Source organism: Luteimonas panaciterrae (genome assembly GCF_020511115.1).
In the GTDB taxonomy this organism is placed as follows: Bacteria; Pseudomonadota; Gammaproteobacteria; order Xanthomonadales; family Xanthomonadaceae; genus Luteimonas; species Luteimonas panaciterrae.
Genome location: NZ_JAJAVH010000001.1, coordinates 876,616 through 901,326 on the forward strand (window position 1 = coordinate 876,616; position 24,711 = coordinate 901,326).

Genomic DNA, 24,711 nt, shown 5'->3' on the forward strand with positions numbered 1-24,711 from the left:
CAGCCATTCGGTTGTTAAAAATCGCAGGAATGACAGGGGAGACGTCAGCGGTCATCGATGACCTCCGCGCGAGGTGCATTGACCGGCGACACGTAGGCACGCGCACCGAACCCCGCGTCGACGAAGCCACCACGCATCGCCGGCGCGGCGGCCTCGGCCTCGGCCTTGGAGGCGAACCAGGCGAAGACGCTCGGCCCGCCACCGGAAATGCTGGCGCCGAGCGCGCCATGATCGAGCGCGGCGGCTTTCACTTGCGCGAATCCGGGAATCAGCGATGCGCGCCGCGGCTCCACCAGCAAGTCGTGCAGGCCTTCGCGGATCAGACCGGCATCGCCGCGCTGCAGGCCGGTGAGAAACAAAGCCAGATGCGTGGTCTGCCCGACGATCTCATGCAGCGAGTACGGCTCGGACAGCACAGCGCGCGCGCGCCGCGTTTCCAGCACCTGGTCCGGATGCACCGCCACGCAATACAGCCAGTCGGGCGCGGCGAGCGCGATCATGCGCGTCGGCGTCGCCATCGCCACGCCGCCGAGCAGCATCGGCGCGACGTTGTCGCCATGACGGCTGCCGCTGGATACCGATTCGCCATCGAGCGCGAAGTCGTACAGCGCATCGCGTTCGAGCGGCGCATCGAGCACCGCGTTCGCGGCCACCACCGCGGCCACGCAGGACGCGGCCGAACCGCCGAGGCCAGAGCCGAGCGCGATGCCTTTCTCCAGCTCCAGAGCCAGTCCGTAAGGCAATCGTAAGGTGTCGCGCATCGAGATCAACGCGCGGCCGGCCGTGTTGTGCTCGGCTTGCAGTGGCAGCGCGTCGACGCCTGGCACGTCGCCGCGGATGGCATCGACGCGCACGACGGGCTCGTCGATGCGGCGCACGATCGCGACATCGCGCGGGCCGACGATGGCGTGGCCGAGCAGGTCGAAACCGACGCCGATGTTGCCGACGCTGGCGGGCGCGAAGGCGCGGGCTTGGAAAGTTGAGGGCATCGAGGAAGGCAAAAGGTTCTGAAGGGGATAATGCGTCAGGTGGTTGCTTTGTGTTCGTCATCCCAGCGAAAGCTGGGACCCATTTTGATCGTGTTCTTCATCTTGCGGTGAAAGCAAAAAGAAAATGGGTTCCAGCTTTCGCTGGAATGACGGATTGGAGGAATTCGCATCTGCTGTTTTCGTTTTTCAAGCACGCGCCCCAAGCCCCTGCGCGATCATCAGCACATCGCCAAACACGCCCGCCGCCGTCACCTGCGGCCCGGCGCCCGGTCCTTGCACCACCAGCGTGTTCTCCGAATAGCGTTCGCTGCGGAACTGCACCAGGTTGTCGGTGAGGCGCGTCTTGCGGCAGGCGTGTTCCGGCGGCAATCCGACCACGCCGACCGTGGCGCGGCCATCGCGATCGAGCTTGGCGAGATGGCGCAGCCCGAGGCCCTGCGCGTGCGCGACATCCAGTCGCGCCTGCATCGGAGCGTCGAGTTCCTCCAGGCGCGCCAGGAATTCTTCGAGGCTCACCTGCCGCAGATGTTCCGGCACCAGGCTTTCGACGATCACGTTTTCGACCGACAACTCGCGACCCGCCTCGCGCGCCAGGATCACCAGCTTGCGCGCGACATCGAGTCCGGAGAGGTCGTCGCGCGGGTCGGGCTCGGTGTAGCCGAGTTCGCGCGCCTCGCGCACCAGCGCCGAGAACGGGCGGCTGCCGTCATAGCTGTTGAACAGCCAGGCCAGGGTGCCGGAGAACATGCCGTCGACCTCGTGCAGCACATCGCCGGTGTCGAGCAGATTGCGCAAGGTAAGGATGACCGGCAGGCCCGCGCCGACGGTCGCTTCGTAGAGGAAGCGTCCACCGTTGCGCTGCGCCGCCTGGATCGCGGCATAGCGCGTCCAGTCGCCGCTGCCGGCATGCTTGTTGGGCGTGACGACGTGGATGCCCGCGGCCAGCCACTCTTCGTACTTCGCCGCCACCACATCGCTGGCGCTGCAGTCGACGATCAAGGCATGCGGAAGATGCTCGGCACGGACGTGCGCGGCGAAGGCATCCAGATCGACCGGCACGCCGGCCTCGCCTTGCTTGAGCGCTTCGTGCGCCGTGGCCGGATCGAGCGCGCTTTGCGAAAGCAGCATGTGCTTGCTGTCGGCGATCGCGTGCAGACGCAGGTCGACGTTCGATTGCGCGCGCAGGCGTGGCAGCGTCGCCGCCAGCTGCGAGAGCAGGGCGCGTCCGACCTGTCCGGGCCCGATCACGCCGACGGAGATCGTCTGTGGTGACAGCCAGAACGCCGCATGCGCGGCGCGCAGCGCGCGCGTGGCGTCGGCCTGCGCGACCGCCACCGAGATGTTGCGTTCGCTCGCGCCCTGCGCGATCGCGCGCACGTTCACGCGCGCCTGTGCGAGGCCGCCGAGCAGGCGCGCGGCCACGCCGGGCGTGCCGACCATGCCGTCGCCGACCGCCGCGAGCACGCAGATGTCGTAGGTGATGTTGACGCCCTGCGTCTGCGCGTCGGCCATCTCGCCGGCGAACGCGGCCAGGATCGCTTTGCGCCCACGCTCGGCCTGCGCGGCGCGCACGAGGCAGCAGATCGAATGTTCGGACGAACCTTGCGAGATCATCGTCACCGACACGCCGGCCTCGTGCAGCGCGGCGAACAGGCGCTGCGCCGAACCCGGCACACCGATCATGCCGTTGCCGACCAGTTCCAGCACGGCGAGTCCGTCGATCAGGCTCAGGCCTTTCACCGGCGCGCCGTTCGTGCTTTCATCGGCAAAGCTGGACTGCGCCACGATCCAGGTGCCGGGTGCCTCCGGTCGCAGCGTGTTGCGGATGTGCAGCGGAATACCGCGCCATTGCACGGGCGCCAGCGTCTGCGGATGCAGCACCTTGGCGCCGAAGTAGGCCAGCTCGCAGGCCTCGGCGTAGGACAGCTTCGGCAGGCAGACCGCGTCCGGCACCAATCGTGGATCGGCGGAGAGCACGCCGTCGACGTCGGTCCAGATGGTCAGCGTGTTGGCGTCGGCGAGGTTGGCGAAGATCGCCGCGGAATAATCGCTGCCGTTGCGCCCGAGCGTGGTGTCGCGCCCGCGCGCATCGCGCGCGACGAAGCCGGTGACGACCGTGTCGCGGCCATCGTTCTTCGCGCGCCATTGCGTGAAGTTGCGGCGGCTGGCGTCCCAGTCGACGCCGGCGCCCATCTCGCCCGGATGCACGACCAGCACGTCGCGGGCATCGAGCCGCTGCCATTGCTCGCTGCCGAGCGCGGCCTGCACCAGGCGCGAGGAGCAGATTTCGCCGAGCCCATGCACGCGCGCGAGCACGGTTTCGAGTTCCATCGTGCCGGCCGCCAGCGTGGCGAGGTCTTCGCGCAGCCCCGCGAAGTCGGCTTCCAGGGCTTCCCGCAGGGCGGCATCGGCGGGCGCCAATGCCTGCGCGGTGTCGAGATGACGCTGCAGCAGTGCTTGCCAGGCGGCGGCCCAGTCCTGGCGTTCGCTGGCGGCGGTGCCGAGTGCGACCAGTGCGTTGGTGGTGCCCTGCATCGCCGAGACGACGATGAAGCGGGTGCCGGCGCCGTCCTCGATCAGGGCGGGCAGGGCGCGCATGTGCGCGGCGTCGGCGAGGCTGCTGCCGCCGAACTTGTGGACGTGACAGCGGAGCGGGGAAGCATCGGAAGGTGGCGCGGACGACATCGGTGGAGCTCCAGGTTGGGCTCCGCGCCGCGTTTCGGGGGAGGCTGCCGCCCCGCACCCGATCTGGGTGCGGAGTGGCGTGGTCGATCAGGTGGACACGCCCGTCCGCACCTCGGTTGAGGTGGTGGTCGTGGTGATAATCGTCGTCGCGGCCGCGACCGGACCGGAAGGCCGGAGGCCGAGGCTGGCGATGGCGGGGACGGCGGTCATGGGCATAAGCATTACCGGATCGCGGCATGGGCCGTCAAGGCCGATGTGGCGATGGGGGCCGGAAACATCCCGCCTACGATCGGGCCGTCCGCTTTCATCTCCGATGCCGGATTCGATGCCGTCACTGAAGATGATCACCAAGGTCGCATGGATCAGGCATCAAATCATCACCACATTTGTTTGCCATATTTGTGATTCATCGTTTGAGACTGACGATACTCAGGACATCTTTTTTGATTGAACAACGTGTATGACGCAACGTCATGCATTCTCGTCGTGCGTTCTCATCATGCGTTCTCAATCCGGGAGACGATGACCTGTTCAACTATGCATCGTGCGCCACGACGCTGGTTCTGCATCTCTTGACCTGAGGGCTGGTGGCGCACGCTCATCGCGCTTTCAAAAAAACACCTGGAAACCAGGTAGGCACAGTGGTGCTTTAGCGCGATTCGAGGAGCGGGGTCAGCGAAATCCTCGGGTCTTACCATCAATCGTCAAGGGGCAAGGTATGTCATTGAAATATGCCATGAAGGCAATGGTCGTCTGTCTTGCGTTGTGCATCGGTCAAGCGAATGCCGAAGGAACATTGATTCCTGCGGCGGACAGAAAAGACATGGTGCATGACGCGAAGCGCGGAATCATCTACATCACCGATCAGGACAAGGTATTGCGCTATGAAGTGCAAACCCGGACATTCCTGCCGCCGATCATTCTGGGCGGGCAGTTGAGCGGCGCCGATCTGTCGCCGGACGGCAACACACTGGCGGTGGCCGATCGCAGTTTTTCCGGGGGTTCGAACTGGGTGCATCTGGTCAACCTGGATTCCTTGGCGACGAGCAAGCTGACGGCCCCTCTTGGTTTTTACGAAGGCGGCACCTGGACCGTGGCCTATGCCGCCGACGGCTCGCTCCTGGCGACGTCGATGTTCCAGGGTTCCGGAGGCGTTCCGCTGCGGCAATTCGATCCGGTCAGCGGCACAGCCACCGTGCTGGCGACCGTCCAGCAGAACACGATGCTGTCGGCGAGCGGGGATGCCCAGACGATCGCCTTCGCGGAATCGAACATCTCCGATGGACGCTGGGGCTTGTTCGACGTGCCGACGAAAGAAGTGGTGCGGAGGCAGTGGTACGACAACGGCACGGGCTGGTCCAACTTCGAAATCGCGACGGATCGGCTGGCCAGTCAGTTCGCGATTCCGACTTACGGCGGCACGTTCATCTACAACGACGCCTACCAGAAGATCGCGACGCTTGGACAATATGCGGGACCGCAGCCCATCGCGGCGGCCTACCACCCCGTCGAGAAGATCGCGTACTTCCCGTGGGCCGGCACGCAGGAGGTGAAGGTCTACGGCATGAACACCTTCACGCAGACCGGCAGCCTGGACTTCGAGAACAGCTTCACCCACACAGGCAATGGCGCCTTCAACCAGGGCCGCATCAAGCTCTCGCGCGACGGATCGCTGGTGATGGCGTCGGTGGCGGGCGGCGTGCGGTATGTGCAGGTGTACGCGCCGCTCAAGGCCGAGGGGATCTCGACCGGTAGCGTTGACGGAGCGCCGGTCACCACCACGCTGCAAGGTTCGATCGGCAACGGTGGTGCTCTGGAATACGGCATCGTCGAGGCGCCGCAGCACGGCACGGTGATGCTGATCGGTGCCGAAGCGACCTATGTGCCGGAAGCGGGCTTCGAAGGTGTGGATCAATACACCTATCGCGTCAGCTACGGCCGTGCGACTGCCGACGCGGTGGTGTCGGTCACGTCGATTGTCCAGCACAACCAGCCGCCGGTGGCGGTCGACGATGCCGTCGTGATCCGGAGAAGGCAGCCGGTGCTGTTGTCCGTGCTGGCCAACGACAGCGATCCGAATGGCGATTCCCTCAGCCTCGTCTCGGTGACGCAGCCATCGCATGGAGCCGTGTCCATCTTCGGCAACAGCGTGCTTTACGTGCCGCCGCGCAATCACTTTGGCAGCACGAAGTTCACCTACACCATCAGCGATGGTCAGGGTGGAACGGCGACCGCCACTGTCACCGTGACCGTCCAGTAAACGTGGTTGGAGGTTTGCCCTGGATTCTCGATCCGGGCTTGCATCGACAAGAACACGGCGCAGGGATGCGCCGATGTTCTTCATGCAGTGTCGATAACGCTTCGCGTTGGCTGCCGGTGCTGAGAGGGCTCACGCCGCCTGGCGCCGACGCTCCAGCAATAGTGGTGAAGCCAGCGTGCATTCTGGATGCATTCGATTCAGGCCGTGGATCGCGCCAGCCAGTCCCGTCATCAAGCCGGGTGTGAAAGCGGCGCGGGTCAGTCCGCCGACCATGCCGCGATGCTCCTCGATGGCGGAGACGATCTGCGCCGTCGCCTCATCGGGATCGATCGTGCATCCGTCAGGATCCAACTCGGCTGCGGTCACGAACAGCTCGCGCAGCGACATGTCGCCGTGACAGAGCGTATGGCTGGATCCCCATTTGCCACGCGCGGCGATGACCGCGCGGCGCAGCGTGCGCAGATGGCGTGCATCGCGCGTGCGGGCGTACAGGTCGGCCGCGCTCAGGCCGATGCCGACGCTGCCGTGGCACCAGGTCGGGAAGGTGAAACTTCCGTCCTGCTCGCGCGCATCGAACCAGTTGCCGAGCGCTTCGTCGTAGAACGATTCCTGGAACGCGAACGCGGCCTCGGAGAGCGCATGCCAGCGTGCGCGTTCCTCCGCATCGCCGACGCCGGACAACACCAGCCGGGCCAGTGCCCAGGCGATGCCGGTGGCGCCGTGAGCGAATCCATGCGAAGGCTCTTCTGAGCCCGTCGTGGGCCAGCGCGCTCCGAGTTCGTCCACGATCGCGGCTGTTTCCAGTCGATGCGCGGCGCGTGTCGCGAGCATGTGCCAGCGCGCATCGCCGGTCGCTTCGGCCAGGCCGAGCAATGGAACGATGGCGCCGGCGGCGCCGTCGATGATGTCGAATCGTTCATCGTCCTCGAAACCGCGGCGTTCCAGCGCTTCCGCGCGTGCGACCGCGTTCGCCAGCAGATCCGGGCGCCGCAGCAGGTCGTGCAGCGTGAGCCAGGTCCACACCTGCGAGGCATAGCCGGAGAAGCCTCCCACCGTTTCCGGCGTGTCGAGCGACTCCAATGCGCGCAACATCCGCAGCGCGCCTTCGAGTGCTTCCTCGACACCGGCCACCGCGTCGGCACGGCCATTCTCGACTTCGTGCAGGTAGCCGGCCAGCGTGACGGCGACGCCGCCGAGTCCGAAATAGACATCGGCCTGCACCGGTTGCACCAGCCAGCCATGGTGGCTGATCTCGGGCGTGATCCAGGTGGCCGAACCGTCGTCGCCGCGCACCGCCAGCCGCAGCAGGCGCTCGATCGCATCGGCCGCGAGCTTGCGACGGCGCATGTCGAGGCGATCGTGATGCGGATTGCGGGCAGCGTACAGCTGGCCGCGGCGTTCCTCTTCGCGATCGCGCATGCGCTGGTTGAGATCGGTGGCGACGAGGGCGCTGCGGATCGTCAGTTCCTCCAGATCGATCCGCATCGCGCGCCAGTCCGCAATCACCTTGTCGATGCGCTCGCGTGTCAGTGGTGCGACGAAGATCGGGACGTCGCCGTAACGCAGATCATCGATCTCGGACAGGATGTCCTGCAGCGCCGAAGGTGCATTGGGAATCGCCTCGGCGTTGCGCACAAACAGATCGCGCGCCTGCTCGATCGCTTCGGCTTCCTTGTGCAGCGAGGCCGGGTGCCACAACATGCGGCCGATTTCCACGTAGGCGCGGGTGGTGCGGCGGATCTCGCGCACACGGCAGCCTTCGAAGGCCGCGATGAGCGGCATCAGCTTGCCGGTGGCATCGAGCTCGCGCAGGCGCGCGGTGACTTCGAGGAAGCCTTCGCTGATCTCGTCCCAGAACTGCGACACGTCGGGACGCGGGCTGGGATGGTTCTGCGCCGCGATCATGTCGACGTCGACAATCTTGACCCGCGCCTGCAACGTGCCCGCATCGACGATGGTAGGTGCTTTCACCTGCGGCTGCTGGTCCGGCAGCGCGCCGGCGGCGGAAAGATCGATGCCTTCGAATCCAAGCGCCTGGGTGCGGAACGGCACGATGCCGGTGCGCAGCACCGAATTGCGGATCAGCATCACCGCGGCGTCGTAAGCCTGGCCGTACTCGGAAGGCGTCATCGCGGGCACGATCTCGAACAGGCTTTCGACATCGATCACCACCGGCACCGGGCCGACGGCGATCAGGTTTTCCAGGTGGATGTCCGTGCCGCCGAGCAAGCGAAGCACGGCGAGCCAGTGGCCGAGACCGCGATAGAACGTGCGCAGTTCATCGTCGTTCTCGCAGTAGCGGTGCGGTGCGAACGCGGTCCAGCCGTAAGCGCCGCGATCGATCACGGCGGGGACGCGCACGCGATCGGCGCCGTCGCCGAACAGATGCGCGAGGAAACCATCCAGCACGGCATCCACGCGCAGCGAGCGCGGCTTGTACATCACGGTGCCGCCTTCCAGCGTCAAACGTGCCACAGTCTGGCCGCCGTCGTGCAGATCGCCCTGGCCGAGCGAGAGGGCGGTGAGGCGTCCGGCGGGATTGCCGAGCAGTGGCGCCAGCTGATCGCGGTCCGCGAGGAGGCGTTCCGCCAGCGCTTCGATCGCCTTGCGCTGCCGATCGAGCGCGCATTGCAGCCGTTCGCGCAGCGGCGGATAACGGCGGTCCAGATGTTCCGCGAACCGCGGTTGCACGGCGCGCTCGACGAACTCGGCGAAGCGGCCGGCATCGTCCTCGGCGCTCAGCTCGCCCGCGCGCTTGGCCGCATGCAATTCCAGCAGCAGCACGCGATTGAGCTTGAGGCGGGCGTTGTTGCGCAGCGCGTCGTCGGCCGTGGTCTGGATCAGGGCGGCTTCGTCGTCGGTGAGTGCCGCCGACAACGAGGCCAATCGCGCGGCGAGGGCCGTGCGCGCGGAGGCGGTGAAATGGTCGATGATGCGGGCGAAGGCATCCGGCGATCCCATGTCGCTCATCGTGTGTCTGGAATCCTTTCGGCGTGCGCGGATGCGCTGAACGATCCGCGGCGGTTGAAGATGCGTCGAAAACGCGCAGCCGGGTGTCGACCGCGACTGCGCGTCGTTTCGATGAAGCTCAAGAACCGATCAGCAGCAGGCGCAACCGCCGCCGAAGCTGCAGGTGGTGCCGCCGGCCAACGTGCCGCACGCACGCAGCGTGGCGCGCATGTCGGTGCCGCCGAGTGCTGCTTCGGCCGCCGCGCGGCCTTCGATGTAGAGCGGACCGGCCGGATTCTCGAGGCCGTCGATGCTGTCCGAACCGCTGAGCCAGCCGGCCACGACGTCGTCATTCTGTTGCATAACCCTATTCTCCTTTTTGAGGTTCAAAAGCACATGATTTCGGTCGCGGCTTTCCCTGGCTACCGGGATCGAACCGGTTCCGAATTTCGACGTTGCTACGTAACGCGGAGCCCGTCGGCTCCGGCCCACTTGCGTGAGTCGTAGATCGCCGGAGCACCGCATCGATACGCTGCGCGCCGGTCGTGGGCGGCGTTAACTGTCATTTCGAGCCCTGCATCGCAACATGGAGTGTGCGAGCGCATCAAAGCGGAGAGGGCTTGGCCGCGCCTCGCGAGGCCTGCAGAGATACTCGTGTCGCAGAATGGCGTGAGATTGAAAGGGGGTTCTCAAAGCTGGATCAACAGCCGACGCCCGCTGGAAGCCCGTCACGTTAATGTGAAGAAATAACTGGACTGAGCGGTTTGATAAATTTACAGTACCGGCAAGTGTACTAATTGCCGCCGAGGCCCGCCCCATGCGCAGCCGGACCCGTATCGCCGCGACGATTTCCCTCGTCGTTCTCCCGATGGTGCTTTCCGCTTGCGGCAACGGTGCCGCGGTGGAGGAAGCGCCACGCCCCGTGCTGGTGACGCGGCCCACGGGCGCCGTCGACGGCGTCTCGGCCTTCGCCGGTGAAGTGCGGGCGCGCGAGGAGAGCGCGCTGTCGTTCCGCGTCGGCGGCAAGATGATCGAGCGCCGCGTCGATGTCGGCGCGCACGTCGATGCCGGGCAGGTGCTGGCGGTGCTCGACCCGGGCGATCTCGAAGCCCAGGCACGCGCCGCGCAGGCGCAGCTGGTCGCGGCCGAGGCGGAATACGGACGCGCCCGTGCCGATCAGCTGCGCTTCCAGAAATTGGCGAAGGATCAACTGGTCAGCCGCTCCAATCTCGATGCCCAGGACGCCGCCGCCAAGGCCGCGCAGGAGCAGGTCAACTCAGCGCGCGCCAATCTGCTCGTCGCCCGCAACCAGGCCGCCTACAGTCAGTTGCGCGCGCCGAGCGCGGGCGTGATCGCCACGCGCAGCGCCGAATCCGGACAAGTGGTCGCCGCGGGACAGCAAGTGTTCGCGCTCGCCGCCGACGGCGTGCGCGAAGTGGCGTTCGCGGTGTCGGAAGGCGCCATCGCCACGTTCAAGCCGGGCCAGGAAGTGCAGGTGGAGTTGTGGTCGCAGCCGGGCAAGCGCTGGCCCGGACGCGTGCGCGAAGTCGCGCCCGCCGCCGATGCCGCTTCGCGCACCTATGCCGCGCGCGTCACCGTCGATGCGCCGCCGGGCACGCTCGAACTCGGCCAGAGTGCCCGCATCTATCTGCCGCACGACGCGCTCGGCGGCATGAGCGTGCCGCTCGCGGCCGTGCAGCGTTCGGGCAATGGCACCGCGGTGTTCGTGGTCGATCCCAAAACCAACACGCTGAAATTGCAGCCCGTGCAGACCGGCCCGTTCGGACAGGAGCGCGTGCCGGTGCGCAGCGGCCTGAAACCCGATGACTGGGTCGTGGCCGCGGGCGGCCATCTGCTGCGCGTCGGGCAGAAGGTGCAGGCGGTGGATCGCGACAACCGTCCGGTCGTCCGGTAACCGCCGCCATGCGCTTCAATCTCTCCGAATGGGCGCTGCGTCATCGCAGCCTGGTCATCTACGCGATGCTGGTGATGGGCATCATCGGCGCGTTCTCGTATCTGCGGCTGGGCCGCAGCGAGGACCCGGCCTTCACCTTCAAGGTGATGGTGGTGCAGACGATGTGGCCGGGCGCCACCGCCGAGCAGGTCTCGCGCGAGGTCACCGAGCGCATCGAGAAGAAGCTGATGGAGACCGGCCAGTACGAGTACATCCGCTCGTACTCGCGCCCCGGCCAGTCACAGGTGATGTTCGTCGCGAAGGATTCGATGCGCTCGAAGGACATCGCACCCCTGTGGTATCAGGTGCGCAAGAAGATCGGCGACATCCGCTCGGAGATGCCCAGCGACGTCATCGGCCCGTTCTTCAACGACGAGTTCGGCGACACCTTCGGCAACATCTACGCGCTCACCGGCCAGGGTTTCGACTACGCGGTGCTGCGCGATTACGCCGACCGCGTGCAACTGGCGCTGCAGGATCAGCCCGACGTCGCCAAGATCGAACTGATCGGCGTGCAGGACGAGAAGATCTGGATCGAGCTGTCGAACGTCAAGCTCGCCACGCTCGGCGTACCGATGCAGGCAGTGCAGGACGCGCTGGATCAACAGAACGCGCTGGTCTCGGCCGGTTTCTTCGAGACCGGCAGCACGCGCGTGCCGCTGCGCGTGGATGGCCAGTTCAAGACCGTCGACCAGATCCGCCAATTCCCGATCCGCGTCGGCGATCGCACCTTCCGCCTGGGCGACGTCGCCGAAGTGCGGCGCGGCTTCTCCGATCCGCCGCAACCGCGCATGCGCTTCATGGGCGAGGACGCGATCGGTATCGGCGTGTCGATGCGTCAGGGTGGCGACATCCTCAAGCTCGGCAAGACGCTGGAGACGGAATTCGCCAAGCTGCAGGAAACGCTGCCGGCCGGCATGCAGCTGCGCAAGGTGTCCGACCAGCCTGCGGCGGTGGAGGAATCCGTCGGCGAGTTCGTGCGCGTGCTGGCCGAGGCAGTTGCCATCGTGCTGCTGGTGAGCTTCTTCTCGCTGGGCCTGCGCACCGGTCTGGTGGTGGCGGTGTCGATCCCGCTGGTGCTGGCGATGACCTTCGCGGTGATGGATTTCTTCGGCGTCGGCCTGCACAAGATCTCGTTGGGCGCGCTGGTGCTCGCATTGGGCCTGCTGGTGGACGACGCGATCATCGCGGTGGAGATGATGGCGATCAAGATGGAGCAGGGCTTCGATCGCCTGCGCGCCGCCGCGTTCGCCTGGGACAGCACCGCCTTCCCGATGCTGACCGGCACGCTGATTACCGCGGCGGGCTTCCTGCCGATCGCGACCGCCGCGTCGAGCACAGGCGAGTACACACGCTCGTTGTTCGAGGTGGTGACGATCGCGCTGGTGGTGTCGTGGATCGCCGCGGTGATGTTCATTCCGTTCCTGGGCGACAAGCTGCTGCCGGACCACGGTCACGCGGCGGCGCTGAAGCCGGGTTCGCTGGCGGCGCGCTGGCATGCGCTGCGCTCGCGCTGGGCCGATCGTCTGCGCGCGCGGCATGTCGCGCTGGCCGACATGATCACGCCGGCGCCGCACGACGGCCACGATCACGATCCGTACGCGAGCAAGTTCTACGTGCGATTCCGCGGCTGGGTGACCTGGTGCGTGCGCCATCGCCGTTTCGTCATCATCGTGACCGTCGCGGCGTTCCTCGGCTCGCTGTTCCTGTTCCGCTTCGTGCCGCAGCAGTTCTTCCCGGACTCGACGCGGCCGGAGTTGATGGTGGACATGGAGCTGGCCGAAGGCAGTTCGCTACGCGCCACCGCCGAACAGGCCGAGCGGTTCGAGGCGATGTTGAAGCAGCGGCCCGATCTCGAAAATTACGTGTCCTACATCGGCACCGGTTCGCCGCGCTTCTACCTGCCGCTCGATCAGCAATTGCCGGCGGCGAACTTCGCCCAGTTCGTGCTGGTGCCGAAGGATCTGAAGGCGCGCGAGGCGATCCGCGGCTGGATCATCCGCGACGTGGCGGCGCGCTTCCCCGAGCTGCAGTTGCGCGTCACGCGTCTGGAGAATGGTCCGCCGGTCGGTTATCCAGTGCAGTTTCGCGTCTCCGGCGAGCACATCGATCAGGTGCGCAAGATCGCCTATCAGGTGCGCGAGAAGATGCGCACCAATCCGCACGTCACCAACGTCAATCTCGACTGGGACGAGCCGGGCAAGCTGGTTTCGCTGCACGTCGATCAGGAGCGGGCACGCGCGCTCGGCGTTAGTTCGGCGCAGTTGTCGCAGTTCCTGTCCAGCTCGTTGTCGGGTTCGCATGTCAGCACGTACCGGGAAGGCAATCGTCTGATCGAAATCCTGGTGCGTGGTCCGGATGTCGAACGCATCCAGCTGGACATGCTCGGCAGCCTGTCGGTACCAACCTCGAATGGCCGCAGCGTTCCGCTCACCCAGATCGCCACGCTCGATTACGGCTTCGAAGAAGGCATCATCTGGCATCGCGATCGTAAGCCCACCATGACCGTGCGCGCCGACATCTACGACGGCACCCAGCCGGCGACGGTGGCCGGACAGATTTCGCCGACGCTGGACGGGCTGCGCGCGACGCTGCCGTACGGTTATTCGATCGAGATCGGCGGCAGCGTCGAGGACTCCGGGCGCGGACAGAAATCGATCAATGCCGGCGTGCCGCTGTTCGTGTTCGTGGTGTTCACGCTGTTGATGCTGCAGCTGCGCAGCTTCTCGCGCAGCTTCATGGTGCTGCTGACCGCGCCGCTCGGGTTGATCGGCGTGACACTCTTTCTGCTGGTGTTCCGCGTGCCGTTCGGTTTCGTGGCCATGCTCGGCACGATCGCGCTGGCCGGCATGATCATGCGCAACTCGGTGATCCTGGTCGATCAGATCGAACAAGACCGCCGCGATGGCCACGAGCCGTGGCGCGCGATCGTCGACGCGACGGTGCGGCGCTTCCGTCCGATCGTGCTGACCGCGCTGGCGGCGATCCTGGCGATGATCCCGCTCTCGCGCAGCGCCTTCTTCGGGCCGATGGCGGTGGCGATCATGGGCGGTCTGCTGGTGGCGACGCTGCTGACGCTGCTGTTCCTGCCGGCGCTGTACGCGGCCTGGTTCCGGGTGAAGGTGCCGGAAGACGCCTGACGGCGTCTCCGGCTGCGGACCCCCCGCTAACTCAAAGCGTGATCAGAATCAGAAGGCCAACGAGGTCTTCATGCCGACGACCCAGATGTCCTTCGCGCTGTTGATGCCGCCGGCGTCGCGGATGTACTGGATGTTCGGTCGCAGCGCGAGGAAAGGCGTCAGCTGCACGCCGTAGAACAGCTCGCCGACGTATTCGGTATGCGGCAGCGGACGCACCGGCAGCCCGGCCGCGTTGGCGAGTGCGACACCGGTGCGGGCGCGATCGTTGACGCGATTGCTGGCGACGGCGAAGCCGATCTCGTCATCGGGCCGGCTGGCGAAGGGGCCGTTGTAGAACAGGCCGAGCCTGAGCTGGCGATCGAACGCCGCGGTGCGACGATCGGCCTGCGCGTAGTGGAAGAACAGGTCCAGGCCGCGATGTCCGTCATCGCCATCGGGATGGAACACGGTCTGCTGTGCCATGAAATAACCGCCGTAGCCGCTGCTGCGCCGTAGAGGGTTGCCGCCGCTGACGGAGAGCGCGTTGCCATCGGTGTCGAGCAGCACATCGTCGAGTTCGGCATCCGCGTACCACACGCCGAATTTGTAGCTGCCGGCCAGGGCCCGCGCGCCGAACTTCGGCGTCCAGGCCGCTTCCAGCGGATACAAGGTGCCGATGGTGCCTTCGGGGCTGTCGAAGCGCGCTTCGTTGCCCTTGCGCAGATAGCCGGGATTGAGCTGATACGCGCCGACCTGCACGTAGCCTTGATCGCCGAAGTTGAACTTCAGCCGCGTCGCCCACTGGCTGACCGGCCAGTTGTACCAGTAGCTGCCGGAGCCGATGTTGCCGGGGCTGGAGCCGCAGAAACTGAGGTTCATGAAATCGCAGGAGAAGCTGGCGAAATCCTCGCCGACCGGGAGCCGGCCGATCTTCCAATCGAGTTTGTCGTTGGCGTAGGTCTGCTGGTAGTAAACCTCGGTCCAGCGCCAGGTCTGGCCGCGTCCGTAGACTTCCTGCACCTGCTGCAGGGTGCCGAGGCCGGCGTCGTCGCTGAGGTTGTCGCCGTTGCGATCGGTGATGTTGATGCGGAACGTTGCGTTGGGGATGCCCCAGAGCTTGCCGAGATCAAGCGTGGCGCCGAGCGTCCATTGATCGGTGTAGCGGCTGAGTTCTTGTTCGCCGCCGCTGGTGTTGGTGGCGAATTCAGCGACGTGGCCGAAGTTGAACGTGATGCCTTTTTCCTGCAGTTCGGTGCGCTTGCCGTTCCAGTCGCCGAACAGCCAATCCTTGCCCGATCTGGGGGCTTCCTGGGCGTTGGCGACGCTCGCGAGAATGAAAGAACTGCAAACGGCTAGCAGGGCGAGCCGGAGTATCGGGGGATGTTTCATACAGCGTGTTTTCTTCTTGTTGTTGCGGAATGCAATGTTGCTGTCATGCATTCCGACGCATGCGGTGTGTACGCAGCGCGAAGAAAGCGAAGAAAGCTAATGCTTCGGAATCGAATTCATCTTGATGACAGAGATGCGAACCAGGATTCTTCCGATGATCGGAAAGAAGACGATGACGAGTCTCTGGCAAATGCTCGTTTCGTGAAGCTCGGCGGCTCTGTCGCAGCCGCCGATTCCACTCAACTATGCTCGACGCGGAAGCTGAGTGTGGCTTCGACCGCGCGCTGCCAGCCGGCGTAGAGCGATTCGCGTTCGGTTTCGATCATCCGCGGCTCGAACTTTCGATCCACCTGCCATTGCTGCGCGATCTGCTCGCGGTTTTCCCAGAAGCCGACCGCGAGTCCGGCCAGATAGGCGGCGCCGAGCGCGGTCGTTTCGCTGACGCGCGGCCGTTCCACCGCGATGTTCAAGATATCGCTCTGGAACTGGCCGAGGAAATCGTTGGCGATCGCGCCGCCATCGGCGCGCAGGCCGGCCAGCTTGATATTCGCGTCGCTCTGCATCGCATCGAGCACGTCGCGGGTCTGGTAGGCCATCGATTCGATCACGGCGCGGATGAAATGTTCCTTGCTGGTGCCGCGGGTGAGGCCGAACATCGCGCCGCGCACGTCACTGCGCCAGTACGGCGCGCCGAGGCCGACGAATGCCGGGACGAAGTACACGCCTTCGTTGCCGCGCGCGCGTTCGGCGTAGTCCTCGGAGTCGCCGGACTTGCCGATCATGCGCAGACCGTCGCGCAACCATTGCACCGCCGAGCCGGCGACGAAGATCGCGCCTTCCAGCGCGTATTCCACCTTGCCGTCCAGGCCCCAGGCGATGGTGGTGAGCAGCCCGTTCTTCGAGCGCACCGCTTTCTCGCCGGTGTTCATCAGCAGGAAGCAGCCGGTGCCGTAGGTGTTCTTGGCCATGCCCTGTTCGAAGCAGGCCTGGCCGAACAGCGCCGCCTGCTGATCGCCGGCGACGCCGCAGATCGGAATGCCGTTGGCGAAGAAATGGCGCGAGCCGGTGCGTGCGTAGACCTCGCTGCTGGAGCGCACCTCGGGCAACATCGCTTCGGGCACGTCGAGCATGCGCAGCAATTCCGGGTCCCACTGCCGCTTGTGGATGTCGTACATCAGTGTGCGCGAGGCGTTGGTGTAGTCGGTGACGTGGGTCTTGTTTTCCGACAGGTTCCAGATCAGCCAGCTATCGATGGTGCCGAACAGCAGCTCGCCGCGCGCAGCGCGTTCACGCGCGCCCTCGACGTGGTCGAGGATCCACTTGACCTTGGTGCCGGAGAAATAGGCGTCGATGAGCAGGCCGGTGCGCTCGCGCACCAGGTCCTCGTAGCCATCCGCTTTCAATTGGTCGCAGATGCCGGCGGTCTGGCGCGATTGCCAGACGATGGCGTTGTGGATCGCCTGTCCGGTGTTCTTGTCCCAGACCACCGTGGTCTCGCGCTGATTGGTGATGCCGATGCCCGCGACCTGCTCGGGGCTGATCTGCGCCTTGGTCAGCACCTCGATCGCGGTGGTCTGCACGCTGGCGAGGATCTCGCGCGGGTTGTGCTCCACCCAGCCGGGGCGCGGGAAGATCTGTTCGAATTCGCGTTGCGCGACGCCGACGATCGAGCCGCTGTGATCGAACAGGATCGCGCGCGAGCTGGTGGTGCCCTGGTCGATAGCGAGGATGTAGGGTTTGTCCACGAGTGTCTCCGCTTGCGGGTCGTTCCGTTGTGCGGGAACGACGATGGAAATCATGAAATCAGGTGTACATGACCTTGAACAGCAGCGCACCGAGCAGCGCACCAATGATCGGGCCGATCACCGGCACCCAGGCGTAGCCCCAGTCGGAGCCGCCCTTGCCGGGGATCGGCAGCAGCGCATGCGCGATGCGCGGGCCGAGGTCGCGCGCCGGATTGATCGCATAGCCGGTTGGTCCGCCCAGCGACATGCCGATTACCACGACCAGCAGGCCGACGCCGAGCGGCCCGAGTCCCGGCGCCAGCGTGTTGGTGCCGACGGCGAGCACGACGAACACCAGCACGAAGGTGCCGATGATCTCGGTAAGCACGTTGGCGGGCAGGTTGCGGATGGCCGGCGCGGTGCAGAACACGCCGAGCTTGAGCGCGGGATCGTCGGTGTCGCGCCAGTGCGCGAGGTAGGTGAGATACACCAGCACGGCGCCGGCGAACGCGCCGCCCATTTGCGCGGCGATGAAGCCGGGGACGAGATCCCAGGAGAGCTTGTCGATCGAGGCGAGCGCGATGGTCAGAGCCGGGTTCATGATCGCGCCGCTGATCGGGCCGGCAATGAAGATGCCCATCAGTACCGCCAGGCCCCAGGCCCAGGTGATGACACTCCAGCCGGCGTTCGCCGCCTTCGATCGACCGAGCAGCACGCCGGCGACAACGCCGTCGCCGAGCAGGATCAAGACCGCCGTGGCGACGAACTCGCTGAGGTACTGCAAGCCGGGTGATGCCATGTTGTCCTCCCGTGCGGATCCCTCCGCGAGACACCGCACGTCGTGTGCGGGGTTTCAAGAAGCAGTTTCTATTTTCTTATTTGTTCTTGCAGGTACGTCTGCAGGCGTTCGATGCCGGTACGGTCGACATGCAGGCCGAGTTTCGAGCGCCGCCAGAGGATGTCCTCGACGGTGCGCGCCCACTCGGCTTCGATCAGGTAGTCCACTTCTGCCGCGTAGAGGTCGCTGCCGAAGTGCGCGCCGAGATCTTCCAGGCGCGAGGCATAGCCGACGATGCGCAGCGCGCGCGTGCCGTAATTGCGGCACAGACGCAGTGCCAGCGCGTCCGGCAGCCATTTCCGGCGGCGTGCGAATTCCTCGTGGAAGGCGGTGAAGTCGCTGTTGGGCAGGTCGCCGCCGGGCAGTGGGGCATCGCCGGTCCAGGCCGGTTGGGTGTGGCCGAGCGCCGGCTGCAACGTGTCGAGGGCTTCTTCCGCCAGTTTGCGCGCGGTGGTGATCTTGCCGCCGAACACGTTGAGCAGTGGTGCGCCTTCGCGATCGAGCGCGAGCAGGTAATCGCGGGTGATTTCCGATGCCGAGCCGCTTTCATCGTCCAGTAGCGGACGCACGCCGCTGTAACTCCAGACCACGTCCTGCGGTTTCAGCGTCTGCCTGAAGTAGCGCGAGGCGGCTTCGCACAGATACGCGGTCTCGTCGTCGGCGATGCGCGGTGCGGCGGGGTCGTCGTTGTATTCGACGTCGGTGGTGCCGATCAGGGTGAAGTCGCGTTCGTAGGGGATCGCGAACACGATGCGCCGGTCCGGCTGCTGGAAGATGTAGGCGTGATCGTGCGCGAACATCTTCGGCACGACGATGTGGCTGCCCTTGATCAACCGCAGGTTGTGCCGGTGTTGCACGCGCGCGATGTCGTCAAGGAAATGCGCTGCCCACGGCCCGGTGGCATTGACTAGCGCACGCCCGCGCACCGGCTGCGTGCTCCCGTCGGGGAGGCGAAGCTCCGCCGTCCACCCATCGTGTTCACGCCGGGCCGACAGGCAGCGCGTGCGGGTGAGGATGCGCGCGCCGCGTTCGGCGGCATCCATCGCGTTGAGAACGGCCAGCCGCGCGTCCTGCACCCAGGCGTCGGAATAGACGAAGCCGCGCACGAAGGCGTCCTGCAGCGGCCGGCCGGCGACGTGCTTGCGCAGGTTGATCGAACGCGAGCCCGGCAGGCCGCGCCCGCGTCGGCCGCCGAGGCGGTCGTAGAGGAACAGGCCGATGCGGATCATCCACACCGGCCGCAGATGCGGCTGGTGCGGAAGCACGAAGCGCAGCGGCCAGATGATGTGCGGCGCGGCGCGCAGCAGTCGCTTGCGTTCGGCCAGGGCCTTGCCGACCAGGGCGAACTCGAATTGTTCGAGATAGCGCAGGCCGCCGTGGATCAGCTTGGTGCTGGCGCTGGAGGTGTGCGAGGCGATGTCGTCGCCTTCGCAGAGCAGGACCGACAGGCCGCGGCCGGCGGCGTCGCGAGCGATGGCGGTGCCATTGATGCCACCACCGACGATGAGGAGATCGTAGACGGGGGGATCGTCCTGGCTCAGGTGTTCAACCATCCGCGGCAAGATACTTTCGTTTTTGTAAGCGCACCGTATAGGTAAGTATGCGCCCGGCCGGCGGGAAAGTAGCGCGTCGCCCAATATCAGAACGCAGCATCGCGAGACCGTCCCCGGTGAGGTTGGCGCCGGGGCGGCAACGTGGTTCAATGTGGGGCGAAGCGGGGGTACCACGCGATGTGGTTGAGACAGTCCCTTCGAACCTGATCCGGCTGACACCGGCGTAGGGAAGCTTCGCAAGGCGCCAGGTTCCGACAGGAGCATTGTGCGCATGCGGCTCCGTTTCGTCCCGGCTCGCAGATTGTTATGCGAGTCTCTTCGCAAGAGCCCGCACATCCTTGTGCGGACTTTCCATAAAGCCAGGGCGAAAGTTCATGAATGCCGTACCTTCCTCCACGCTGCTGCAGCAGACCGAGCAGCTTTCCGAATCCGTGACCCGGCCGATCCCCGGTTCGCGCAAGATTTTCGTGCAAGGCTCGCAAGCCGACCTGCGCGTGCCCATGCGCGAGATCGCGCTGACGCGCACGCCGACGATGTTCGGCGGCGAGGACAATCCCCCGATCACCGTGTACGACACCTCCGGCCCGTACACCGATCCGGACATCCACATCGATCTCGCCTCGGGCCTGGCGCCGCTGCGCGCCGGATGGATCGAGGCGCGCGGCGACACCGAGGCGCTGCCGCAGCTGAGTTCCGAATTCGGCCGTGACCGCGAGCACGACGCCAAGCTCGCCGCGGTGCGTTTCCCGAATCGCAGGCTACCGCGCCGCGCCAAGGCCGGCGCCAATGTCAGCCAGATGCATTACGCCAAGCGCGGCATCGTCACGCCGGAGATGGAGTTCGTCGCGATCCGCGAGAACCAGCGCCTGGACATGCTGCGTGAAGCAGGGGTGCGCGACGCGGGATTGCTGGCGCAGCATCCGGGCCAGTCCTTCGGCGCCAGCATCCAGACGCTGATCACGCCGGAATTCGTGCGCGACGAGATCGCGCGCGGCCGCGCCATCCTGCCCAACAACATCAACCATCCGGAAAGCGAGCCGATGATCATCGGCCGCAACTTCCTCACCAAGATCAACGCGAACATCGGCAACAGCGCCGTCAGTTCCGGTATCGCCGAAGAAGTGGAGAAGCTGGTCTGGGCGATCCGCTGGGGCGGCGACACGGTGATGGACCTGTCCACCGGCAAGCACATCCACGAGACGCGCGAGTGGATCATCCGCAACTCGCCGGTGCCGATCGGCACGGTGCCGATCTATCAGGCGCTGGAGAAGGTCGACGGCCGCGCCGAGGAACTGACCTGGGAGATCTTCCGCGACACGCTGATCGAGCAGGCGGAGCAGGGCGTGGATTACTTCACCATCCATGCCGGCGTGCTGCTGCGCTACGTGCCGCTGACCGCGAAGCGCGTCACCGGCATCGTCTCGCGTGGCGGTTCGATTCTCGCCAAGTGGTGCCTGGCGCATCACAAGGAAAATTTCCTCTACACGCACTTCGAGGACATCTGCGAAATCATGAAGGCCTACGACGTGGCTTTCTCGCTCGGCGATGGCCTGCGTCCGGGCTGCATCGCCGATGCCAACGACGCCGCGCAGTTCGGTGAACTGGAAACACTGGGCGAGCTGACCAAGATCGCGTGGAAGCACGACGTGCAGACCATGATCGAAGGCCCCGGCCACGTGCCGATGCAGCTGATCAAGGAGAACATGGACAAGCAGCTGGCCGAATGCGGCGAGGCGCCGTTCTACACGCTCGGGCCGCTGACCACCGACATCGCGCCGGGCTACGACCACATCACCTCGGCGATCGGCGCGGCGATGATCGGCTGGTACGGCACGGCGATGCTCTGCTATGTGACGCCGAAGGAGCATCTCGGCCTGCCCAATCGCCAGGACGTGCGCGACGGCATCATGGCCTACAAGATTGCCGCGCATGCGGCCGATCTGGCCAAGGGCCATCCCGGCGCGCAGGTGCGCGACAACGCGCTGTCGAAGGCGCGCTTCGAATTCCGGTGGGAGGACCAGTTCCACCTCGGTCTCGATCCGGAGAAGGCGAAGGAATTCCACGACGAGACCTTGCCGAAGGACGCGCACAAGCTCGCGCACTTCTGCTCGATGTGCGGCCCGCATTTCTGTTCGATGAAGATCACGCAGGACGTGCGCGACTATGCCGCCGAGCACGGGGTGGACGAGCAGGCCGCGTTGACCTCGGGGATGGCGGAGAAGTCGGCGGAGTTCCGCGCCGCCGGCGCCGAGGTATATCGCGTCGAGTAAGGAGCAAGCCCTTCTCCCGCGAAGCGGGAGAGGGTGGGTACGGGCGGGCAGGTGTGCCGGGAGTGACCGGCACCCCATGCGATGGACTGGCCGGATGCCCGGCGCCATGTCATATCTATGGCGTTAATCGATCCCCTCGGGCGGCGTGCTAGCGTGCGCTCCAAATCCAGACGGAGACCGTCCATGACGAAGTCGCATCACATCCTGAAGTGGCTGCTGGCGGTCTGCGCGGTCGCCCTCTTGGCCGGCTGCGCCACCGGCCCCACCGTCCGCACCGATTACGATCCGGAGGCGGATTTCTCCCGCTACAAGACCTGGGCGTTCTACCAGCCGATCGCGATGGAGGAGACGGGCTATTCCACCTTCCTCACCGATCGCATCAAGGCCGACGTGCGCCGCGAGATGGAAGCGCGCGGTTACAGCTACGACGAGAAATCGCCCGACCTGCGCGTGAACTTCCAGGGCATCGTGCGCGAGAAGACCGATGTCTGGACCACGCCGCGCACCGACTTCCAGTATTTCTACAGCTATCGCCGCCGTTCGTATTTCGCGGTGCCGTTCTGGTACGACGAAACGCAGGTGACCCAGTACCGCGAGGGCACGCTCACCGTCGATCTGGTCGACTCCGCGCGCAACCGCCTGGTGTGGACGGGCGATGCGATCGGTCGCGTTACCCGCAAGCCGCCGCAGGAGCGTGCGCAGGACGTGGATCGCGCGATCAGCGAGATCTTCCTGCGCTATCCCTATCGCGCCGGGTCCAACGAACCCGTCACGCCGGTGAAGAAGTGACGGCTGCCGCGGGCAGTCGTTCACAAGCTTTGCGGTGGAGGAGTCGGCGATGCAGCTGATGCGCGCCCTGGTGCGGCTGCGTCGCTCGCCGTCGATGGCGCTGCTGGTGGTGCAGCTGCTGGCGCTGCTGTCGTATCCGTTCATCGGCGATCACGCCGTGGGGCAGGTGGCTTCCACGGCGGTCAGCGCCGCTGTGCTGTCAGTGGCGGTATGGATGGTGCATCGCTCGCCGCGTCCGGGCTGGATCGCGGGCACGCTGGCGGCGGTGGGCATCATCGCGTGGGCGCTGCATCAGGCGACCGGCGGCTTCGTGCTGGGTGTGATCGGCAGCGTCGGCTACGCCGCGGCGTTCTTCTACGCGGCGGTGTCGATGATCGCCTACATGATGAGCGACGAGCAGACCACGACCGACGAGATGTGGGCGGCCGGCGCCACCTTCATGCTGTTCGTCGAGGCCTATGCCTGGGTGTTCATGGCGTGCCAGCTGTTCCAGCCGAATGCGTTCTCCGCGCCGCTGCAGAACGCGCAACCGGTGCGCACCTGGGTGGAATTGCTGTTCCTGAGCGGCACCAACTTCTCCGCCACCGGTCTTGGCGACATCCTGCCGATGACGCCGCTTTCGCGCATCGTGATCATTGTCGCGCAGTGGAACGGCGTGATGTATCTGGCCGTAGTGGTGGCGCGTCTGGCGGGCTTGCTGCGTGGAGGCAAGCGCTAATCCGGATCACGAGCTCCGGATGGCCTGAGGGCTGATCAACTGAAGCTGATCAACCAAAATCGGCACGCAACCCGGCGAGCCAGTCGCGCCAGGTGGCGCCGTCGAGGGTCGGGTCGTATTCGCTGCCGAGTTCGCGCAGCAGCTGCGCGAGGGCGGTTTCGTCGAGGTCGCGCGCGGACAGGCGGGCGAGGTCGTCGCGTACTTCGGCGACCTGTTCCGCGTCCTCGTTGTCGAGGTAATAGGCGACCACCGCACCGGGCGTCTCGTGCTCCATGCGCCAGTCCTGGTGGAAATAGGCGGCGAGAAAGTTTTCCAGCGCTGGGTAATTGCTCATTGGAAGCGGGTGCTCATTCGGCGGTGCTCGTTCGAAGCCGGCTGGTCAAAGGCCGGATTGGGCCCGGCTTCGCGATCAGGGCGTGGTCGGATAGCCGGTCACGATTCTATAGCCGATTCCGAGCTTGTCCGAACGTTCCAGCACGATCTTCACCGAATGTACGTCGGTGGCTTCCGTATCGCCGCGCTTGATCGAGATGCCGGTTTCGGCGTCGAAGCTCTCGCTCAGCACGAGACGGTTGCCGCCCTTGCCGTCCACCCAGGCGTCGATCTTGTCCTGGTTCTCGGCAATGGTCGCGGCGACGAAATGTTCGGCCGAGGGCAGATCGCGGAAGCTCGACGAGGCGCTGATGTTCTCGCGTTCCAGACGATCGAGCAGGTCCTGCTCGGTCTTGCCGACGTGCCGTTCGATCAGATGGCTGCCGGCCTGTTCGTGTGCTTCCAGGCCGCCGCCAGGAACCTGATCGAGAGGAACCGGCGGTTCGGGCTGGGCGACAGGCGTGGCCGGCTGTGCGTTGTACAGATCGTAAGCCGGCGACCAGGTGGCGGCGGAGACGGACGAAACGGACATCGGCTGCGTTCCCGGTGGAGTCGACGCAAAGCCTAGTGCGTGTCGTTCCACCGCAACATTGGTGGAAACCCTAGGGAGAGGAGCCGCTCTCAGCCGATGCCCTATCGGCATCGACTGCGGGGACGAACGCCCGGCCATGGACGGCTGTGCAGGGCGTTCCGAAACCGATATCGCTGCGCCAAGGATGGCAATCGAAAAGCCATCGAACAAGATAAGTGATAACTCTTACTTGCTTCAGCGCTTGTGCGGCGGAAGCGTCCCGATAGCCTCACGCAACCGCGCGTGCGCCGCCAGATCCACTGGCCGATGCCGTATTTCAGCGCTGGCCGGATTCTTTTCGAGAAAATTGCCGTCTTTCCAATCCTTCGCCGGCCGGATCGGCCGGGGCGCGAAGCCGCCGCCGCAGTTCGGGCAGATGTCGCCGAGGAGGTGATCGACGCAATCGGCGCAGAACGTGCACTCGTAGCTGCAGATGCGCGCCTCCAACGAATCCGGAGGCAATGGCTTGTTGCAATGCTCGCAGGTGGGTCTGAGTTGCAGCATGTGTCTTCCTGCTTGCTGGGGACGCTT

The 24,711-nt window shown here is 65.6% G+C and carries 18 protein-coding genes and 1 riboswitch; of the genes, 7 read left to right on the top strand and 11 right to left on the bottom strand.

The window, feature by feature from the left end; all coding sequences use genetic code 11:
- Window positions 1-44 precede the first annotated feature (44 nt).
- Both LG367_RS03880 and thrA read right to left on the bottom strand, forming a co-directional pair.
- Window positions 45-989: a homoserine kinase gene (locus LG367_RS03880; protein WP_226467881.1), complete on the bottom strand. Its 945-nt coding sequence runs from the start codon at window positions 987-989 to the stop codon at window positions 45-47.
- Between the two features lie 186 nt (window positions 990-1,175).
- Complete coding sequence (gene thrA, locus LG367_RS03885; protein ID WP_226467882.1) at window positions 1,176-3,674, bottom strand: bifunctional aspartate kinase/homoserine dehydrogenase I; 2,499 nt, start codon at window positions 3,672-3,674, stop codon at window positions 1,176-1,178.
- 79 nt (window positions 3,675-3,753) lie between these two features.
- Between thrA and LG367_RS03890 the strand changes: the two genes are divergently transcribed.
- Window positions 3,754-4,125 carry a hypothetical protein gene (locus tag LG367_RS03890; RefSeq protein WP_226467883.1) on the top strand — a complete coding sequence of 124 codons (372 nt, stop codon included), beginning with the start codon at window positions 3,754-3,756 and terminating at the stop codon, window positions 4,123-4,125.
- Between the two features lie 372 nt (window positions 4,126-4,497).
- Entirely contained in the window at window positions 4,498-5,934 is a 1,437-nt protein-coding gene (locus LG367_RS03895; protein WP_226467884.1) for an Ig-like domain-containing protein, read from the top strand.
- Between the two features lie 129 nt (window positions 5,935-6,063).
- Here LG367_RS03895 and LG367_RS03900 read toward each other — a convergent pair whose 3' ends face one another.
- On the bottom strand, window positions 6,064-8,904 hold the full coding sequence (locus LG367_RS03900; RefSeq protein WP_226467885.1) for a type 2 lanthipeptide synthetase LanM family protein: 2,841 nt from the start codon (window positions 8,902-8,904) through the stop codon (window positions 6,064-6,066).
- A 129-nt stretch (window positions 8,905-9,033) separates the two neighbouring features.
- The gene (locus LG367_RS03905; protein WP_226467886.1) at window positions 9,034-9,246 is read right to left on the bottom strand and encodes a DUF6229 family protein; all 213 of its coding nucleotides are present in this window, start codon (window positions 9,244-9,246) and stop codon (window positions 9,034-9,036) included.
- Window positions 9,247-9,700: 454 nt separating this feature from the next.
- On the opposite strand from LG367_RS03905, the gene LG367_RS03910 reads away from it, so the two are divergent.
- Both LG367_RS03910 and LG367_RS03915 read left to right on the top strand, forming a co-directional pair.
- Window positions 9,701-10,798 (top strand): efflux RND transporter periplasmic adaptor subunit, encoded by a 1,098-nt coding sequence (locus tag LG367_RS03910; RefSeq protein WP_226467887.1) that lies wholly within the window; start codon window positions 9,701-9,703, stop codon window positions 10,796-10,798.
- Window positions 10,799-10,806: 8 nt separating this feature from the next.
- Entirely contained in the window at window positions 10,807-13,977 is a 3,171-nt protein-coding gene (locus LG367_RS03915; RefSeq protein ID WP_226467888.1) for an efflux RND transporter permease subunit, read from the top strand.
- 48 nt (window positions 13,978-14,025) lie between these two features.
- On the opposite strand, the gene LG367_RS03920 is transcribed toward LG367_RS03915, so the two are convergent.
- The 4 genes from LG367_RS03920 to glpD all read right to left on the bottom strand — a co-directional run bounded on the left by LG367_RS03920 (window position 14,026) and on the right by glpD (window position 19,460).
- Window positions 14,026-15,345: a carbohydrate porin gene (locus tag LG367_RS03920; protein WP_226467889.1), complete on the bottom strand. Its 1,320-nt coding sequence runs from the start codon at window positions 15,343-15,345 to the stop codon at window positions 14,026-14,028.
- Between the two features lie 239 nt (window positions 15,346-15,584).
- Window positions 15,585-17,090, bottom strand: coding sequence for a glycerol kinase GlpK (gene glpK / locus LG367_RS03925; RefSeq protein ID WP_226467890.1), 1,506 nt, complete (start codon window positions 17,088-17,090; stop codon window positions 15,585-15,587).
- A 58-nt stretch (window positions 17,091-17,148) separates the two neighbouring features.
- Window positions 17,149-17,868 carry an MIP/aquaporin family protein gene (locus LG367_RS03930; RefSeq protein ID WP_226467891.1) on the bottom strand — a complete coding sequence of 240 codons (720 nt, stop codon included), beginning with the start codon at window positions 17,866-17,868 and terminating at the stop codon, window positions 17,149-17,151.
- A gap of 68 nt (window positions 17,869-17,936) precedes the next feature.
- Window positions 17,937-19,460, bottom strand: a complete 1,524-nt coding sequence (gene glpD, locus LG367_RS03935; protein ID WP_226467980.1) for a glycerol-3-phosphate dehydrogenase — start codon at window positions 19,458-19,460, stop codon at window positions 17,937-17,939.
- A gap of 153 nt (window positions 19,461-19,613) precedes the next feature.
- Window positions 19,614-19,708: riboswitch (TPP riboswitch) on the top strand.
- A 126-nt stretch (window positions 19,709-19,834) separates the two neighbouring features.
- Between glpD and thiC the strand changes: the two genes are divergently transcribed.
- The 3 genes from thiC (at window position 19,835) to LG367_RS03950 (ending at window position 23,237) form a co-directional block, all read left to right on the top strand.
- On the top strand, window positions 19,835-21,730 hold the full coding sequence (gene thiC, locus LG367_RS03940; RefSeq protein ID WP_226467892.1) for a phosphomethylpyrimidine synthase ThiC: 1,896 nt from the start codon (window positions 19,835-19,837) through the stop codon (window positions 21,728-21,730).
- A gap of 183 nt (window positions 21,731-21,913) precedes the next feature.
- The gene (locus LG367_RS03945) at window positions 21,914-22,519 is read left to right on the top strand and encodes a DUF4136 domain-containing protein (RefSeq protein ID WP_226467893.1); all 606 of its coding nucleotides are present in this window, start codon (window positions 21,914-21,916) and stop codon (window positions 22,517-22,519) included.
- Window positions 22,520-22,568: 49 nt separating this feature from the next.
- Window positions 22,569-23,237, top strand: coding sequence for an ion channel (locus tag LG367_RS03950; RefSeq protein WP_226467894.1), 669 nt, complete (start codon window positions 22,569-22,571; stop codon window positions 23,235-23,237).
- Between the two features lie 49 nt (window positions 23,238-23,286).
- Here LG367_RS03950 and LG367_RS03955 read toward each other — a convergent pair whose 3' ends face one another.
- The 3 genes from LG367_RS03955 to LG367_RS03965 form a co-directional block, all read right to left on the bottom strand.
- Window positions 23,287-23,571 carry a contact-dependent growth inhibition system immunity protein gene (locus LG367_RS03955; RefSeq protein ID WP_226467895.1) on the bottom strand — a complete coding sequence of 95 codons (285 nt, stop codon included), beginning with the start codon at window positions 23,569-23,571 and terminating at the stop codon, window positions 23,287-23,289.
- A gap of 75 nt (window positions 23,572-23,646) precedes the next feature.
- Window positions 23,647-24,141, bottom strand: coding sequence for an RNase A-like domain-containing protein (locus tag LG367_RS03960; RefSeq protein ID WP_226467896.1), 495 nt, complete (start codon window positions 24,139-24,141; stop codon window positions 23,647-23,649).
- A gap of 234 nt (window positions 24,142-24,375) precedes the next feature.
- Window positions 24,376-24,684: a DUF1272 domain-containing protein gene (locus LG367_RS03965; protein WP_226467897.1), complete on the bottom strand. Its 309-nt coding sequence runs from the start codon at window positions 24,682-24,684 to the stop codon at window positions 24,376-24,378.
- Window positions 24,685-24,711: the final 27 nt, after the last annotated feature.

What these genes read in the sequence shown, in the direction of transcription:
- LG367_RS03880 (WP_226467881.1), bottom strand. Translation starts at nt 989, where the DNA reads ATGCCCTCAACTTTCCAAGCCCGCGCCTTCGCGCCCGCCAGCGTCGGC.
- thrA (WP_226467882.1), bottom strand. Translation starts at nt 3,674, where the DNA reads ATGTCGTCCGCGCCACCTTCCGATGCTTCCCCGCTCCGCTGTCACGTC.
- LG367_RS03895 (WP_226467884.1), top strand. Translation starts at nt 4,498, where the DNA reads ATGGTGCATGACGCGAAGCGCGGAATCATCTACATCACCGATCAGGAC.
- LG367_RS03900 (WP_226467885.1), bottom strand. Translation starts at nt 8,904, where the DNA reads ATGAGCGACATGGGATCGCCGGATGCCTTCGCCCGCATCATCGACCAT.
- LG367_RS03905 (WP_226467886.1), bottom strand. Translation starts at nt 9,246, where the DNA reads ATGCAACAGAATGACGACGTCGTGGCCGGCTGGCTCAGCGGTTCGGAC.
- LG367_RS03910 (WP_226467887.1), top strand. Translation starts at nt 9,701, where the DNA reads ATGCGCAGCCGGACCCGTATCGCCGCGACGATTTCCCTCGTCGTTCTC.
- LG367_RS03915 (WP_226467888.1), top strand. Translation starts at nt 10,807, where the DNA reads ATGCGCTTCAATCTCTCCGAATGGGCGCTGCGTCATCGCAGCCTGGTC.
- LG367_RS03920 (WP_226467889.1), bottom strand. Translation starts at nt 15,345, where the DNA reads ATGAAACATCCCCCGATACTCCGGCTCGCCCTGCTAGCCGTTTGCAGT.
- LG367_RS03930 (WP_226467891.1), bottom strand. Translation starts at nt 17,868, where the DNA reads ATGGCATCACCCGGCTTGCAGTACCTCAGCGAGTTCGTCGCCACGGCG.
- glpD (WP_226467980.1), bottom strand. Translation starts at nt 19,460, where the DNA reads ATGGTTGAACACCTGAGCCAGGACGATCCCCCCGTCTACGATCTCCTC.
- thiC (WP_226467892.1), top strand. Translation starts at nt 19,835, where the DNA reads ATGAATGCCGTACCTTCCTCCACGCTGCTGCAGCAGACCGAGCAGCTT.
- LG367_RS03945 (WP_226467893.1), top strand. Translation starts at nt 21,914, where the DNA reads ATGACGAAGTCGCATCACATCCTGAAGTGGCTGCTGGCGGTCTGCGCG.
- LG367_RS03950 (WP_226467894.1), top strand. Translation starts at nt 22,569, where the DNA reads ATGCAGCTGATGCGCGCCCTGGTGCGGCTGCGTCGCTCGCCGTCGATG.
- LG367_RS03955 (WP_226467895.1), bottom strand. Translation starts at nt 23,571, where the DNA reads ATGAGCAATTACCCAGCGCTGGAAAACTTTCTCGCCGCCTATTTCCAC.
- LG367_RS03960 (WP_226467896.1), bottom strand. Translation starts at nt 24,141, where the DNA reads ATGTCCGTTTCGTCCGTCTCCGCCGCCACCTGGTCGCCGGCTTACGAT.
- LG367_RS03965 (WP_226467897.1), bottom strand. Translation starts at nt 24,684, where the DNA reads ATGCTGCAACTCAGACCCACCTGCGAGCATTGCAACAAGCCATTGCCT.